We start from the raw sequence: 15,115 nt of genomic DNA on the forward strand, positions 1-15,115 counted from the left end.
GAGGGCAGGCGCGCAGCGCGTCGGGCCCCGCCCGCCCAGGGCACCGCTCCCACGGCGGCCCGAGCTCTTGGTCGACCTCGACCCGCCCCGCGTCTTCTACACCGACTGGGACAGCCCGGTCGGCGCCATGGTGGGCGGCCATATGCGTGGGCGGACCGCGGACCGGTCCGTGCCCGGTCGTGTTCCGGTGCGGCCGGACCGCGGACGGCCCGGCCGCGTTCTGCCCGTCAGCGGTGGTGCTTGCGCGGTCGCGGCGCCTCGATCTTCTCGAAGCGGGGGCCGTCCCCGTCCACGACGCGCTGCCAGGCGCGCCGGTAGAGGTCGGCGGCGGGTTCGGTGGGGACGACGACGCCGAGGGGCGTGTTCTCGCCGTCGAGGAGGGGGTGGAGCGGCAGCTTCCATCGTTCGAGGGGGATGTGCGGCTTGGGGAGGGAGACCCATTCCCCCGGCAGGAACAGGGTGCGGGCTGCGCGGGTGCGTTTGCCTTCCACCACGAGGCCGGTCGCCGCGAGCCGGTCGCGGGCGGTGCGGAGCCGGGCCGTACCGCCTCGCTGCCTCGGCCAGCCGGTCCAGAGGGCGGTGTTGCGGTCGGTCGGGTCGGGCATGGCGAGCACCATCAGGTAGAGAACGGCGGCGTCCTCGTGGATGCCGTACTTCTCGGCCGCCTCGGCGACGAGGGCGGGGGCGGAATGACCGGGGTGCTGCGGCCACCACCGGCCGTCCTCGTCGCGTGCGCCGGCCCCCGGCTCTCCGGGATCGGCGAGCAGCGCCGCGAACCGCTCGTCGCCGAGCAGGCGGAGCGCGGTCTCCTCCGCTCCCCGGGGGCCGCTGCCGAAGAGGGCCTTCAGGAGCGGTTCGCCCTCGTCCTCGCCGGACACCACCGAGCGGAAGGACGCGTGCGGGTTGCGGGCCTCCTTGCCTACGACGACCGGGCCGTAGCGCACGGCGTGCTCGCCGACGTCCACGGGCTCCCCGAGCAGCCGCTGCAGCTTCTCCGTATCGGCGTCGCGGACCTTCAGCGCGATCATCACCTCGGGGTCGGCCACGCGGTCGCGTACCGCTGCCAGGGCTCCGGCGAGAGCCGTACGCACCGGATCACCGACGGGGAGCCGGTGGGCCAGACAGGCCGTCAGGGCCACCGTCCCCTTCAGCACCCCGATGTCCACGGCGGGCGTCCCCTGCAAGGCGCCGATGCCGTAGTACTCCTCATCGATCACAGCGCTGTGGAACCGCGGGTCGGTGTCCGCGTGGAGGAACGCGGGCACCGCGTCGTAGGGCCGCCACCAGCTCTCGCCCAGGGTCTCGGCCGCCAACCGGAGCGGCTCCTCGGGGACGGGAGTGCGTCGGCCGACCATGCGGTTCCAGACCTCCGCAGCCGCGACCGCGTCGGGGCCGTCCGTCCACAGCCGGGTCGGGTCGGTGGGCAGGAGCGCGTCCAGGACGGCCCGCCGGACGTCGGGGGCGGCCAGGGACCGCAGCAGGTCCTTGGCCAGGCGTACGTCGGCAGGCTGCACGCCGATGGTCTTGAGCGTCTCGGCGGGCATGGCCCGGTCGTCGTCGATACGCGGCATCCCGGCGACCAGGAGCCGGGCCATGGTCGGGGTGGCCCCGGTGAGCCGCGCGAAGGTCTCGGCGGCCTCGGGGAACCAGGGGGCGGGGCCGCGTTCGGCGAGTTCGGCGAGGAGCACGGCGCTCCAGCCGGGAGCGCGCTTCGGATCCGGCACGAACGGGCCGTCGGCCACCGGCAGGTAAGGGGTGGGCGTCTCGAACCGGCCCGCCGGATCGTGGTGGAGAGCTCTCCGGGCCTGCGACCGGCCCGAGGGGAGAGCCCACTGCGGGGCGTGCTCCCACGCCCTGCAGAAGAGGAGGAAGGCGCCGTCGCCCACGACGCGGACGGTCGGCGGGAACTCGGCAGCGTACAGCTCGCGGGGGTCTGTGAGCAGGGCCGTGTCCGCTTCCAACAGGACGACGCGCCAGTGTGCGGGATTCAGTTCGGAGAGCCCTCGGGCGGTCGCTTCGGCGAAGTACGCGTGCTGCGCCGCGCGGTCGACGTCCGGAGTGGCCGGGGAAGCGGCCCGCAGGGCGAGCGGGGCCGCCATCGAGGGCAGGTCGCGCCAGTTCAGGACGTCGATCGGGTCCAGGGACGCCGGCCTGTCGTCCGGCTCGGTCCCGATGGGCGTCCGGATCAGGTCGCCGATCAACCCCAGGGCTTCGAAGAGGTCGTGTTCGTATGAGCTGAGGTGACGGCCGGCGACCAGGTCGAGGCCGCCCACCGCCCTGGCGAGGGTCTCGTCGTCGGGAGGCTCGGGCAGGTCGCCCCGGGGGGCCGCGCCCACCGACTCCGCCCGCGGGCCGTTCGGCTCCGGTGCGCCTGGTCCGGAAGTGGCCGTCCGCGGTCCGCCCGTCTCCGGCACACCCGCCCGCGCGGCGTTCTCCGTCGGGTCGCATTCCGGACCGCCGCCCCCCTCGCCACGACCCGCCTCCCGGACGTCTTCCTCCCGCGCGTTCTCCTTGGCGTCCCCGGCGGCGAGGACGGCGGCGTCCAAACGGGCGCGCGCCGCGTTCAGGACGCTCTGGTACTCGGCTGCGTGCCGCACCATTCCGGCGATGCCCGTGCGCAGCGCGTGGTGGCCCACCTCCGGCAGCAGCGTGCTGATCAGGTCGACCAGCCGGCTCGGGCCGCACGTGCCGGACGCCTCGTCCCCGGCATCCTCCTGCCGCTCGGCGACGGCGGCGGCCAGCAGTTCCGCCACGGTCTCCTCGCCGATCCGGCGGAGCGCCGCGGAGCCCTGAGGGTCGCGGGGCCGCAGCAGGTGCCAGAAGTGCAGGGGTGGCAGAAGCCGGGTTCCGGCGGCGAAGCCGACGGCACCGCCCTCTCCCCGCGGAACCACGGCCACCACGCGGCCGTCGCCCTCGCCGTCGAGCACCTTGATGGTGCCGTACTCACAGGTCACCGCCAGCAAGCGGCCGGTTCCGGGGAACTCCAGCACATGCCGGGGAGGTTCCGCCCCCTTGGGCAGGACGACGGCGCGTCCGGCGAGGTCCTCGGCCCGCATGGAGCCGTCCGGCAGTTCCAGCACGCGCCAGCCGATCAGGCCGCCCACCGGCGCGCACAGCGGCCCCGGTCCGGCGGAGAAGGCCGGCAGCAACCGGGCCGCCAGCAACCGGCTCCCCGGCGGGGCGGCGCGCAGGCCCTCGCCGAACCAGTCCGGCATACCGGTCTCGCCCACCGTGTCGGTGACCGGATCGTACGTGTACCACCGGGGCTCCCGGTGCGGGTGGTCCCCGTCCCGTGCCAGTACCCAGAACGACGTCCCGTCGCTGAGCAGCTCCCGCTCGTACGGGAAGGCGGAATCCCCCGGACGCACCACGCCACCCCCGGTGGCCCGTCCTCCGCCGGGCAGCGGCAGGGTGCACACCCCTATGCCCTCGTCGCTCCAACGGATCTCGCTCATGCGGGGGATCGGGTACCCGGAGGGGGCCGGCTCCGGGGCACTGCGCGGCCAGTGGACGTACGCGCCGGACCCGTCCACCGGCTGCCAGTACACGCCCAGTTCACCGTCGACGTAGTGGCACTCGATGTGGGCGAGGCGAGGCGTCCCGGCCGGGACCTCCAGCGTGTGGGTGAGTACGGCGCCTTCTCCGCCGATCACCCTGATCTGCCTGTTCGCCCGGAGGACGAGGTGGGGCCAGGCGTCGGCGACCGTGATCGCCTCCAGCGGGTCCGGCGTCTCCAGCGCCGCGACCGCCTCGTCCCAGGCGGGCCAGCCCAGTTCGTCGAGTATTCCGGACCGCAGGGCGCGGGTGAGGGCGGGGGCGAGACCGGGGGCCAGGGCGGCCCGTACCTCCGCCTCGGCGACGGCCAGGATCTCTCCCGACAGCTCCCGCAGTCTGTACAGAGGGGTGGAGTACCGCGAGGAGAAGGCGCTCAACTCGGCGGGAAGGTACGCGCGGGCCGTCTGTGCCACCCAGTCGGCGAGCATCGGCCGCCCGCCGGGGGATGCGGCCAGCAAGGCGTGTTCCCTGCCGCCCACATACCGGTCGCAGCCCCTTCGGAAGGCCGGGCGGAAGCGGACGTCGGCCCGCAGGGCGAGGAGATCGCTCCGGTCGTCCTCCTGTGCCCACGCGTCCAACTGGATCTGCGCACAACAGCATCCCGGGGCGGACAGCGCTATGCCCAGGGCCAGGAGCCGGTCGAGGAGGACGGCGTCCATGGGTGCGGGGAGCGAGGCGTCGGTGGCGGCCAGTTCGGTGCGCAGGACGTCGGCCATCCGGTCGAAGAGCGGGTACAGATCGCGGGGCGGCACGGCCTCCAGCAGCCTGCTCGCCCAGCCGGCGGTGCCGTCGGGAGGGCGTACGTCCGAGGGGAGCGCGGGGTCGAACAGCCCGGCGAGAGCGCCGGTTTCCTCCAGCAACTCCGCCCAGTACGTGAGCTCGTGAGGCTTCCAGCCCGCGGGCATCATGCCCAGCAGGACGCCGCGGAAGGCGGGCTCCCGCCGGGTGAGTTCCAGCAGCGCCTTCCTGTTCGCCTTCCACCAGCTCGTGGGGGCCTTGGCCGTGCCCGGCTGCACCAGCATCTGCCGCAGATGGTCGACCTCCACGTCGAACGCGCCCTTGCCCGCGGCCGCTTTCGCCAGCCTGCGCAGATCGCCCACGGCGGGGCCCGAGGGGGCCGATCCGTGTGCCGCGAGCCGTACGAAGAGCCCGCGCACGTGCCGCAGCGCCCTGCCGGGCGTCAGCCGGGAGCGGGACGACAGTCCCTTCGCGTAGCTGGAGAGCATGGCCGGCTGCACGGCGTCGGCCAGGGAGAACTCGAGGAAGACCGTGTCCATGCGCTCCTCGTCGAACGGCAGCCCGTGCGCGGTCTCCGCCTTGCGCGCGTGGGAGAACATCATGGAGGCGTACGACTTCTCGTCGGCGTCCAGGAACACCCGGCCCGCCTGCTCGTAGAAGGTGGGGAGCACGTGCGGTACGGCGCCCGCGAGTTCCCGGCCGATCTCCTCGAAGGACGCGCGCGCCCGCTTCGGTCGGGACTTCGCCGTCCGCGAGATCTTCTCCATGCGTTCGAGGAGGGACATGGCGAGGTGGCCGTCCTCGGGGTGGTGGACGAGAACCCATTCCGGGAAGCCCAGCGCCCGCGGCTGTCCCACCCCGACCTCCACCGGCTCGCCCTCGGCCTGCAGGCCGAGGAATCCCGTACCGGGGTCGTCTCCTGGTTCCACGGATACCAGGCGTACGACGACCTGGTCGTCGGCGAGCGCGGGATGCCGGTAGGTCTGGGCGACCACGGGGACGGCCCGGGCGCCGCCTGTGGCGGTGCCCGGCGGCAGGACCGCGCCGGCCCGCAGCAGTTCCTCCACGCCCCTCGTGCCGCCCTCCGTGGGGGTGTCCGTCTTCGTGCTGTCCATGGTGTCGGTGCCTTCTTTCGTGGCTGTGCTGGGGCGTGCGAGGACCTGTGTCCCCGGGGCCCGCCCCGTCGGTGCTGGTCTCGTCCTGTGCGGCGGGCAGGGGCATCCTCGGGGCGCCCGTTCGCTCGCCCCCGGCGTCGCGTGCCGTTCAGCCGGCGGGGTGGTCCGCGGTCACCGTGCGTCCGGCGTGCAGGGCGGCGGCCATGCGCATCCCCTCGGACCAGGCGATGGGGCCGACGTCGGTGAGTGGCAGCGGGGAGCCGTGGGGGTCGCTCCAGACCACTTCGCCGGCCGTCGCCCCGTCGGCGTTGTTGTAGGCGTTGCCGATGTGGACCGCCGCGGTGAGGGTCCGTCCCGCTTCCTGGACGCGGACGGTGGCGTGGTCGCCGCCGACCTTGTGGCCGAGGGCGGTGGCCCGACCTGCCAGGCGGTACCAGGACGCGTAGTACGCGCCGGCGAACGTCGCGGCCTCGTCCGCGAGGGCGTCGGCCGCCTCCGGCTTGCGCCAGGTGGGCCGGTGGAGCTGCTCGACCCGTTGGGAGACACCGAACTCGGCTGCGTGAGACCGCAGTTCCTCCAACTGCGGAAGGAGGACCGGGTGCGGCAGGGCCACCGTGGGGGACGAGATGCGAAGGGTGTCACCGCCGGTCGTCACCACGAGCGGCAGCCCGCCGGCGTCCCCGGTCCTTTCGACGCCCCGCAGGAATCCGGTCTCTTCGGGGTCCCCGCCGACCACGACGAGATCGCGCAGCGTGTTGCGCCATGCCTCGTCGGGCCATACCTGCGCCAGCAGGGCGGTGGGCACGGGCAGCGAGGACACCATCCAGGTCTCCACCTGCTTCACGCACCCGGCCGCGTGCCACTCCATCCACTCGGCGAACCGCTGGAGTCCGATCACCGCCGGATCGTCCCGTATCTCTTCGGGCAGGCTGCTCGGCCGCCGGTCCGCAGCGGACCTCGCCACCACCCGCCCCTCCCTGAGCGCGATCTCGTATGTGTCACCCGCGGCCAGCCAGCCCATGTGCGTCTCCGTCTTTCCCTGTACCCGAATTCGGCACAGCGCCCCCCGGGGGCACCGCTCGCCTGTGACGATGCCCGAAGACTAGTCACGGGCGCCGACATCACCGCTTCGTCGAAATCCGGCGGGGCGTCACATCGGTGCGTGCCGGGCGGTGCAGCAGCCGCACGCCCGGGCGGGGCCTCCGTCTCCGCGCGTCAGCGCGGGGAACCGTCCGGTCGGTCGGTGGCGAAGTGGCGGCGGGCCGTTTCGATGTGGGCGAGATACTGGTGGGTCCAGGCGCACATGCCGTCGATCGTCACGCGCAGGGCCTGTCCCGCCTCGGTGAGGGTGTACTCGACGCGCGGGGGTACGACGGGATGGACCGTGCGGACGACCAGTCCGTTGCGCTCCAGCATGCGCAGGTTCTGGGTGAGCATCTTGTGGCTGATGCCCTCGACCCCGTCCCGCAGGGTGCCGAAGCGGGCGGTGCGGTCACCGATGGTCTCGATGATCAGCAGGGCCCACTTGTTGGCGATGTCCGAGAAGACCTCCCGCGCCAGGGAGTCGGCGCGGCTCAGGTCCGCCTGGTCGGGCGAGCCCGGGTAGGCCTTGGTCACCATCAGGTTCCTCCGTAACGAAAAAGTGCGTTCTTCCAGCTCAACGCTAAGTCTCCTATGGTTACCGAGTATCCACAAGAGACCGGGAGCGACCCGGTCCGGTGGGCTCGGGCCCACGAGCCCCACGCACGTACGGAGATTCGACGATCATGACCATCACCCTGGTGAACCCTGACGGACTGCCGAAGATCGACGCCTACCACCAGGTGTCCATCGCCACCGGCTCGCGGCTGGTCTCCGTCGCCGGACAGGTCTCCTGGGACGCCGAGATGCGCACCGTCGGCGCGGGCGATCTCGCCGCCCAGGTCGAGCAGAGCTACCTCAACGTCGCCACCGCCCTGGCCGGCGCCGGAGCCTCCTTCGCCGACGTGGTGAAGCTGACCGTCTACGTCGTCGACTGGACGCCCGACAAGATGGCCGCCTTCGGCGAGGGCGTGACCCGGGCCGCCGCGAAGCTGGGCGGCGCCGTCCCCGCTCCCCCGGGCACCCTGATCGGCGTCGCGGCCCTCTCCTCCCCCGACCACCTCGTCGAGGTCGAAGCCACCGCCGTCCTCGGCTGAACGGCCGCCGACCCGGTCACGACGTCCGGGGAGACGGCGGAGGAGCGAGGGCCGACAGCCCATCGATGTCCTGCCCTGGCTCGTGCGGCGGCCCAGGAGCACACAGGGGCGAGGTCCTCGACGAGACGGGCCCCGGCGTGTCGGGGAGTCGACGGGGTGGGCAGGGCAGGGAACACCCCACCGCACGGACGGGGGCTGCGCTGTCCTCGTATGCTGCGGCGGTCGGGTGATCGTGTGGGAGGGATTTGTCGTGGTGCGGCCGTTGGAGCAGGGAGACCCGAGGGCCCTGGGTGACTACCAGGTGGTGGGGCGCCTGGGGGAAGGGGGGATGGGCCGGGTCTTCCTGGGGCGTTCTCCGGGCGGCCGCCCGGTGGCGATCAAGGTGGTGCACACCGCGCTGGTGCACGAGCCGGAGTTCCGGGACCGGTTCCGCCGCGAGGTGCAGGCGTCCCGCAGGGTCGGAGGAGCTTTCACCGCTCCGGTGATCGACGCCGACACGGAGGCGGAACAGCCCTGGATGGTCTCCAGTTACATCCCCGGCCCCTCACTCCACCAGGAGGTCGCCGAGAAGGGGCCCCTGCCGCCGGTGACACTGACCGCGCTGGCCGCGGGCCTCGCGGAAGCACTGGCCTCCATCCACCGGGTCGGCCTGGTGCACCGCGACCTCAAACCCTCCAACGTACTGCTCGCCGACGACGGACCCCGCGTCATCGACTTCGGTATCGCCCGGGCCTTCGACGCCACCGGTCTCACCAGGACCGGGGCCACCATCGGCTCGGCCGGTTTCATGTCCCCCGAGCAGGTCGGGGGCGGCGAGGTCACCGCGGCCACCGACGTCTTCTCCCTGGGCGCGGTGCTGGCCTTCGCCGCCACCGGCGTCGGCCCGTTCGGTGTGGGGCCGGCGCCGGTGATGCTCTACCGCGTGGTGTACGAGGAACCCGTCCTGGAGGCCGTCCCGGACCCCGCGCTGCGTTCCCTGGTGGCCGACTGCCTGGCCAAGGACCCGGCCCTCCGCCCTACCCCGCGCCAGTTCCTGCGCAGGGTGGCCCCGGCCGCCCCCCGGGCCGGTCGCACCACCGTGGGCGGGGCGGGCACCGGGGAGCAGGCCGGAGTGCCCACGCGGCGCGCCACCCTCGCGGAGATGTTCACCCAGTACGCCGGGGCGCCCCTCACACCGCCGGCGGCGTCCGGCGGGCAGCAGGCCGCGCCGGGGGACCCCCGCCGCTCCGTGGGCCTCAACACAGCGCCCCCGGCCGCCGAGAGGATCGCGGAAGCCGCGGGCTCGCCGACCCTCGCAGACCCGCCAGCCCCCGCCGGGGCCCACGAGGAGGTGGTGGCTCCCGCAGCTCCGCCGCCCGCGCCCGGCTTCGGGCCGGCGGTGGTGGTGCCGCGACCGCGTCCCGTCGGGGCCTGGCCGCTCGACGAACGCTCCGGAACGCGAGCGTCCGACGCCACCGGGCGCCGTCACGCCGTGGCCACGGCGGTCAGGTGGGGTGAGCGCCCCGGACAGGGGGCCGAGTTCAACGGGTTCACCAGCGAAGTGGTCACCGACGCCGCGGTGATCGACACCGTCCGCGGCAGCTTCACCGTCAGCGCATGGGTCCGGCTCGGTGTGATACCCCCGCACTTCGTCACCGCGGTCAGCCAGGACGGCGAGGAGACCAGCGGTTTCTACCTCCAGTACTCCTCCCACGAAGGCCGCTGGGCCTTCGCCCGCCCGGACCTGCGCGTCGCGTCCAGGACCCGGCCGGTCGCCGGGGAATGGACCCACCTGACCGGTGTCTGCGACAGCTTCGCCGGGGAACTGCGTCTCTTCGTGAACGGCGTCGAGGAGGGAGCGATCCACGACCGCAGGCCGACGCCGTCCGAAGGCCCCTTCGTCATCGGCCGTGCTCGCTACGGCCGGATACCGGTCGATCACTTCCCGGGCAGCATCAAGGACGTCATGGTCTTCGACCGCGCCCTCACCGAGAGGGAAGCCCGCAGCCTGTCCCGACCATGATCCAGCCGCGGCCCGGCGCATGCGCTCATGCCGCGCTGCCACGGAGCACGATCTTCAGTAACGGAGCAGTGATGGCGCGCCGGAATGAGCCCGCGCGAATTTCCTGGAGGAGAGGAAGACACCGTGGAGCGACGGCCCGGGGTCCGCTGGCATCACGCCGCAGCCGACCTCGCCGACTTCGCGATAGTGAGCTGGGCCGCAGACCCCGCCCGCGTCGCGGCCCTGCTTCCGGACGGCTTCGAGCCTGATGTGAGGGAGGGCGTCACCCTGGTGTCACTGGTGGCTTTCCGCGATCACCGGTTCCACTTCCGTTTCGCCCCGCCGGCCGCGCTCTCCGCGGGGCAGGTGAACTACCGCACCTATGTACGGCACGCCGGACAGAGCGGTGTCTGGTTCTTCGGGACTTCCCTGGGCAGCCGGCTCGTTCACCTGCCGGCCACACTGTGGAAAATGCCCTGGTACCACGAGCGCGTCGAGGTCCGGGCGACCTGGGAGGGCGACAAAGCCCGGACCTGGCGGCTGCGTACGCACGGCGACTGGGGGGCCGCAGGGATCACGCTGCGGGGCAGGGACCGCCCGCAACCGCCGCCGCCAGGGTTCGCCACGGCCGACGAGGTCAGCCGCATACTGACCGACCCCGCCCTCGGCTGGTACGCCCGCCGCGACGGCAGCGGCGTCGGACGCTATTCGGTGTGGCACGAACCCCTGATGCTGGAGGACGCCGAAGTGGAGTCCGCCCACAGCCAGGTCTTCACCGATCTCGGCCTCATCTCTCCCGGCCAGGCACCCTGCCACGCGGGGCTGCAACGGCACTCCGTGTTCGACATCCACACCCCGCCCAGACGGCAGCTCGCTTGGTGAACAGGCCCGTCGACTCTCCCGGGCAGTACCCCGCCCTGACGAGCACAGCGGTCGAACGGAGCGGGAAAACCCGGGCGGCGTACGACAGCCGACGGTCAGGAAGATGCCCGCACTTCCTTGGCCGCGTTGCGGTCGGTCATGTCGGCCGGGGTGACCATGACGAACAGAGGCAGGCCCTTGGTGTCCACGACCAGGTGCCGCTTGCGGCCGTTGACCTCCTTGCCGGCGACGTAGCCGCGGGAGTCCTTCCCCTCGGCGTCGGCGGCCTCGACCGACCGGGAGCCGATGACGGTGGCCACTGCTCCGGGTGCCCGGCCCGTCTCGAGGCGGATGCGCTTGCGGAGCTGGTCACGGATCTGTCCGATGACGCCGGCCGCGGCCCAGCGGGCCATGACCCCGTAACCCGTGCGCCAGGGTGGTCCACGATCTCGCGGCGCGGGTGCTTCTCCGGGCGCCCGCCTGCCTTGGTCTCGCAGGCCGTGGCACCGGCAGCAGCACTTCGATCAGCGCCCATTCGCCGTCCCAGGTGTCCGAGGGGTAGCAGCGTCGCCGCGACAACGGCTTCTCCTCCCTCAAGCAGCCTGAACTTGACTTCGCGTGTCACTGGCGTCAGGCGATCTCCGGACGTCGGCGTTGATCTTCCGGTGGGAACGTGAGTCGATCGGCGAACGGGCCATCACCGAGCTCCACATTGCCGTACGCCCCCGGCCTGCGCAGCACAAGGTTGAACTGATCGACGAGGTAGTTACGCATGTCGTCCGATGATGCGAGCAGCGTGCCCACGGCCATCCGGACAGTCTGGCCCTACAGCCCCGGCAGACGGGCCGGCAGGCGGCAGAGGTCAGGACTCGCCCGAAGCGCTGGTGCACATACCTCTGCACTCCGTGTGCAGCCGGAGGAGTACCGGAGAAGCTCGCGGGAGGTCTCCATCGCGCTCATGACGTACACCGGCGCGTCGCCGGGCAGGGCCAGGTCGGCGACCGGGGCGTGCATGTCCGCATGGCCGAGAGTGAAGTCGCGGGTGCGCGGGTCCCGTTCCGACAGGAGGAGCGGGACCGTCGGTGGTGGCGGGGTGTTCACCGGTGCAGTCTGTCGTCGGAAGGCTGTCGGTGCCATCGGATTCGCTCCGGGTGGTAGGGGTCTGCTGACGTAGGTCACCACCCACTTCTCCGGCCGTGAAGAACAAGCTGAGCGCCGTGTTTGTGCTGCGGCTCCCGCTTCGGTCGTTGCCTCGTCGTCCCCGCACCCGGCACCCGTACGACGGAGAACGTAGGTGGGAGCCGGTGCGGTTGCGGGTGGTCCGCGTGCTTGTCGGAGATCGGCAGCAGAGGCCGCCGGTAGGGTTCCGCGATATGACCGTCGCTCGTTCCGTCGCCTTGTTCGCCGTCGCCGCTCTCTTCGAGATCGGCGGTGCCTGGCTCGTCTGGCAGGGCATCCGCGAGCACAGGGGCTGGGTGTGGGTCGGTGCCGGCGTCATCGCCCTCGGTCTGTACGGGGTGGTCGCCACGCTTCAGTCCGACGACGACTTCGGCCGGATTCTCGCCGCCTACGGGGGTGTTTTCGTCGCCGGGTCGATCGCCTGGGGTGTGGTCGCCGACGGTTACCGTCCTGATCGGTGGGATGTCGTCGGGGCGCTCGTCTGCCTTGTGGGCATGGCTGTCATCATGTATGCGCCCCGTAGCCGCTGACCCGCGCCGTCTGTCCCGCAGCGCCTGGTCGCTGCGGGCTTCTCCGCGCCGTTTGTGGGATCCGGGGGGGCGGCTGGGTCTTCGGGGTGGAGTTCACGGCCGGACGGCAACAGCCGAGTGTCACGGGGCGTGGGTGCTCCGCGGGAGCTGGGCCGGGGCGTTGACGAAGCCGGCAGGGGTCATGCGGCGAAGCCGATGTTGGTGCAGTACTCGTATGCCCCGTACTGGGATCCCAGGTCGGGGAGGATGTCGTCGGTCCAGGCCGCGTCCAGTCCGTGGTGGTCTCCGGTCGCCCACGCGGCGATGATCCGGTCCCAGCGGCGCACGTTCATGTGCCGGAAGGGGACGTCGCGCTGGAGCGGGCGGGTGACGCCGGACTGGTTGAGGGGGTGGATCTCGACCCTGGTGCCGCCGTTGGCGTTGAGGCGCTTGAGCAGGTGCCGGGCCACGTTCTGCCGGCGCACCGCCCGGTAGGCGTCGTCGATCTTCTTCAGGTTCTTCTTCGAGGGGTGGCGCTTGCCTTCCAGCCATGCTTTCAGGGTGCGGTCGGTCACCGTCAGCCCGGCGTCCTTGGCGGCCTGACGGGCGTGGGCGGATCTCGTCAGGTATTTCAGGCGTGCCATCAGGCCGCGTTTCGCGGTGACGGGGGTGGTGATGCCGCCGGCGAGGTCGTCGAGTTTCCGTCCGACGAGTTCGCTTCCCTTGACGCCGCTGGCGCCGAACTTTCCGAAGTCGTTGTTCCTTTCCGGCATCTACCGCTCCTCCCCCGTCGTGTCGGTGCCCGCGGTGTAGAGGTCTTTGACCTTGACCTCGGTGACTCCGCGGCCTTCGGGAAAGACGCGGCGCCAGTCGCCGATGACGTGGAGTTCGTCGGTGCCCATCGCGCGGACGACGGTGAGTCCTTCGTCGTGGGCTTTGAGCGCCTTCGTCCAGAGGTTGGCGAAGGCCTGGGAGCGGATGATGTGCATCCAGTCCGGCCGGTACAGCTCCCGGTTGTAGTTCGACTCCCCCATGGTGGAGACGAACTTCGCGTACATGGCTTTCACGTACTCCAGGGTGACGGTGTCATTGGCGGCGATGGCGGTGTCGCGGGCGTCCTTGAGGGTGATGCGGAACTTCTCCAGCAGGTTCTCCGTCGCCCCCGACGTGTAGGACTCGTGGACTTCCGGTGCCTCGCACAGCCCGTACTTCGGGCCGGACAGGCGCAGCAGGAGGCGCAGGGTGGGTTCGGTGACCCACAGGGGTCCGGGTTCGTCGCGTTCGCCGATCGGGTTGGGCAGGACGGCGCCGTGCTCCCAGGGGGGTGGGGTGATCAGGTGGACTCCGGCGCGGCGGCGGTCGTGCGGTATGCCGGTGGTGTGCTCGAGCTGCCCGATCGGCAGGTGGGTCTTGAGGGCGGACAGGTAGGCGCCGTTGATGTCGAGTGCTGTCACCTCATGAACGCCGGGCGGCAGTTCGGCGCGGGTCCATTTGGGGCGGGCCTCCCAGATCCGGTCAGCGCCCCGGGAGGTCTGTTTCTTCAGGATGTCGGGGATCCAGGGGTGGGCGATCACGTCGTACCGGGCGCCCTTGCGGGTCTCGTCCAGCAGGCGCATCGTGTCCGGGATCGCCTTCTTCAGCAGCGCCGCGGTGGCGGCTTCCCTGTCGCCCTGGTGCGCGGCGAGCGCTTCCGCGACCGCCGCGTGGATCAGGTTTTCCGGGCCGGGGGGTTCCTGGAATGCGCGGCGGGCCGGGCCTTTGGCATGCTCCGGCGGCTTCGAGGCCGGGGCGTGCCGGTCGGCGGCCGGGGGCGGCTGTGTCTCGGCTGTGCTGTTCTGGCATTCGGCCGGGTTGAGGTGCTGGGCGAAGCCCTCCACTCGCTGTCCGGCGGGCTGTCCGCACAGTACGCAGGGTTGCGGGGTGGTGAGTGTCTCGACTTCGTCCCCGTGCTCGAATTCGCCCCACTGGCCGGGTTCGTCCCCCTGGCCGGGTTCGTCCTCGTGCTCGGGCTCGGTGGGGGCGGGTTCGGTGGGGGCGGGAGCGTCCGGGAGGGGTGGGGGCGTGGTGGGTTTCGCCGCGGGCCCGGTTCCGGGTGTGGTGTCGGTGGTGAGTTTGGCGCTCAGCCCGTCCAGGAGGTAGGCGTACTTGGCGCGTACCTCGCCGGCCGGGTCCCGGCCGGTTTCCCAGGCGCTGACCGTGGAGGGGCTCACGCCGAGGGCGCGGGCCACCTGTGCCTTGGAGAGGTGGGCCTGTTCGCGCAGGGTGCGGCGGGTGTCGGGGTCCGGGAGGTCGGTCCGAGGTCCGACGGAGTCGAGGAGCGAGTCGATCGCGTCGAAGTCACTCACCGGGGCGCTCCCTTCAGATGTAGGTGACGGGGTTGCGGGACAGGTGCGGGCTCCTGGTGGGGTGGCCGACCCGGTCGTCGCCGCGGAGCAGTTCTCCCTGGAGGGCGTAGCGGTCGCCGTGTTTGGAGATTCCGGTGATCGTGGCGACGGCGAGGACGGTGCCCTCGGTGTTGATGATCTGTACCTCGTCCTGGGCGAGAGCGCGGTCGGCGTTGAACTTCCAGATGCCGCGGCCGGCTTCCCAGACTTCGTCCTCGTTCATGCCGGGGCGCCATCCGATGGTCGTCCGTCCGAGCATGTCGCCGGGGCCCGCCTCGCGTTCGGGGCCGATCTGGATCTGCAGCATCTGTCCACCTCCCGGAACGTGAACTTTTTAACTTGTTGCAAAGTTATCACCCGTGGTGAGGTGCTGTGCGGCGTCCGCACCGGCACCTGGACGCGTCCGGTGTGCGTCCGGTGCGGTGCTCGGCCCCTGATGTTCGCGCCGGGTGCTGTCCCGTCGTGGCCCGCCGGTGGCGGCGGCAGGTCACCGCGGCTGCCACCGGCACCGGCACGACGACTTCTCACCGCCGCTCCCCCGCGGTCCGGCTGCCGCTTCTCCCGGACGGGGTTCGGGCTGCGGCGGGGCGGGGCGGCTGAAGCCTGGCTCGCGGCC

The 15,115-nt window shown here is 72.0% G+C and carries 11 protein-coding genes and 1 pseudogene; 4 read left to right on the top strand and 8 right to left on the bottom strand.

Annotated features, from left to right (window positions below; genetic code table 11):
• Positions 1–227 precede the first annotated feature (227 nt).
• The 3 genes from QFZ71_RS30060 to QFZ71_RS30070 form a co-directional block, all read right to left on the bottom strand.
• On the bottom strand, positions 228–5,408 hold the full coding sequence (locus QFZ71_RS30060; protein ID WP_307671653.1) for a DNA-binding protein: 5,181 nt from the start codon (positions 5,406–5,408) through the stop codon (positions 228–230).
• A 148-nt stretch (positions 5,409–5,556) separates the two neighbouring features.
• Positions 5,557–6,429 carry a DUF4132 domain-containing protein gene (locus QFZ71_RS30065; RefSeq protein ID WP_307671654.1) on the bottom strand — a complete coding sequence of 291 codons (873 nt, stop codon included), beginning with the start codon at positions 6,427–6,429 and terminating at the stop codon, positions 5,557–5,559.
• A 194-nt stretch (positions 6,430–6,623) separates the two neighbouring features.
• The gene (locus tag QFZ71_RS30070) at positions 6,624–7,028 is read right to left on the bottom strand and encodes a helix-turn-helix domain-containing protein (protein ID WP_307671655.1); all 405 of its coding nucleotides are present in this window, start codon (positions 7,026–7,028) and stop codon (positions 6,624–6,626) included.
• Between the two features lie 146 nt (positions 7,029–7,174).
• Between QFZ71_RS30070 and QFZ71_RS30075 the strand changes: the two genes are divergently transcribed.
• The 3 genes from QFZ71_RS30075 (at position 7,175) to QFZ71_RS30085 (ending at position 10,448) form a co-directional block, all read left to right on the top strand.
• Entirely contained in the window at positions 7,175–7,585 is a 411-nt protein-coding gene (locus QFZ71_RS30075; RefSeq protein WP_307671656.1) for a RidA family protein, read from the top strand.
• Between the two features lie 250 nt (positions 7,586–7,835).
• Complete coding sequence (locus QFZ71_RS30080) at positions 7,836–9,587, top strand: LamG-like jellyroll fold domain-containing protein (protein WP_307671657.1); 1,752 nt, start codon at positions 7,836–7,838, stop codon at positions 9,585–9,587.
• A 123-nt stretch (positions 9,588–9,710) separates the two neighbouring features.
• A complete protein-coding gene (locus QFZ71_RS30085) occupies positions 9,711–10,448 on the top strand; it encodes a DUF2071 domain-containing protein (protein WP_307671658.1) in 738 nt (245 codons plus the stop codon).
• Positions 10,449–10,558: 110 nt separating this feature from the next.
• On the opposite strand, the pseudogene QFZ71_RS30090 reads toward QFZ71_RS30085, so the two are convergent.
• Both QFZ71_RS30090 and QFZ71_RS30095 read right to left on the bottom strand, forming a co-directional pair.
• A pseudogene (locus QFZ71_RS30090) lies at positions 10,559–11,006 on the bottom strand (transposase); the annotation flags it as partial.
• Between the two features lie 51 nt (positions 11,007–11,057).
• Positions 11,058–11,237 (bottom strand): hypothetical protein, encoded by a 180-nt coding sequence (locus QFZ71_RS30095; RefSeq protein ID WP_307671659.1) that lies wholly within the window; start codon positions 11,235–11,237, stop codon positions 11,058–11,060.
• A gap of 563 nt (positions 11,238–11,800) precedes the next feature.
• Here QFZ71_RS30095 and QFZ71_RS30100 point away from each other — a divergent pair.
• The gene (locus tag QFZ71_RS30100; protein WP_307671660.1) at positions 11,801–12,136 is read left to right on the top strand and encodes a YnfA family protein; all 336 of its coding nucleotides are present in this window, start codon (positions 11,801–11,803) and stop codon (positions 12,134–12,136) included.
• A 179-nt stretch (positions 12,137–12,315) separates the two neighbouring features.
• Here the strand turns inward: QFZ71_RS30100 and QFZ71_RS30105 are convergent, their stop codons facing one another.
• Genes QFZ71_RS30105 through QFZ71_RS30115 form a run of 3 tightly spaced genes read right to left on the bottom strand, consistent with a single transcriptional unit; the run spans position 12,316 to position 14,806 of the window.
• Entirely contained in the window at positions 12,316–12,888 is a 573-nt protein-coding gene (locus QFZ71_RS30105; RefSeq protein ID WP_307671661.1) for a transcriptional regulator, read from the bottom strand.
• Positions 12,889–14,460: a DNA-binding transcriptional regulator gene (locus QFZ71_RS30110; RefSeq protein WP_307671662.1), complete on the bottom strand. Its 1,572-nt coding sequence runs from the start codon at positions 14,458–14,460 to the stop codon at positions 12,889–12,891.
• A gap of 13 nt (positions 14,461–14,473) precedes the next feature.
• A complete protein-coding gene (locus QFZ71_RS30115; RefSeq protein WP_307671663.1) occupies positions 14,474–14,806 on the bottom strand; it encodes a hypothetical protein in 333 nt (110 codons plus the stop codon).
• Between the last annotated feature and the right edge of the window lie 309 nt (positions 14,807–15,115).

The organism is Streptomyces sp. V2I9 (genome assembly GCF_030817475.1).
In the GTDB taxonomy this organism is placed as follows: Bacteria; Actinomycetota; Actinomycetes; order Streptomycetales; family Streptomycetaceae; genus Streptomyces.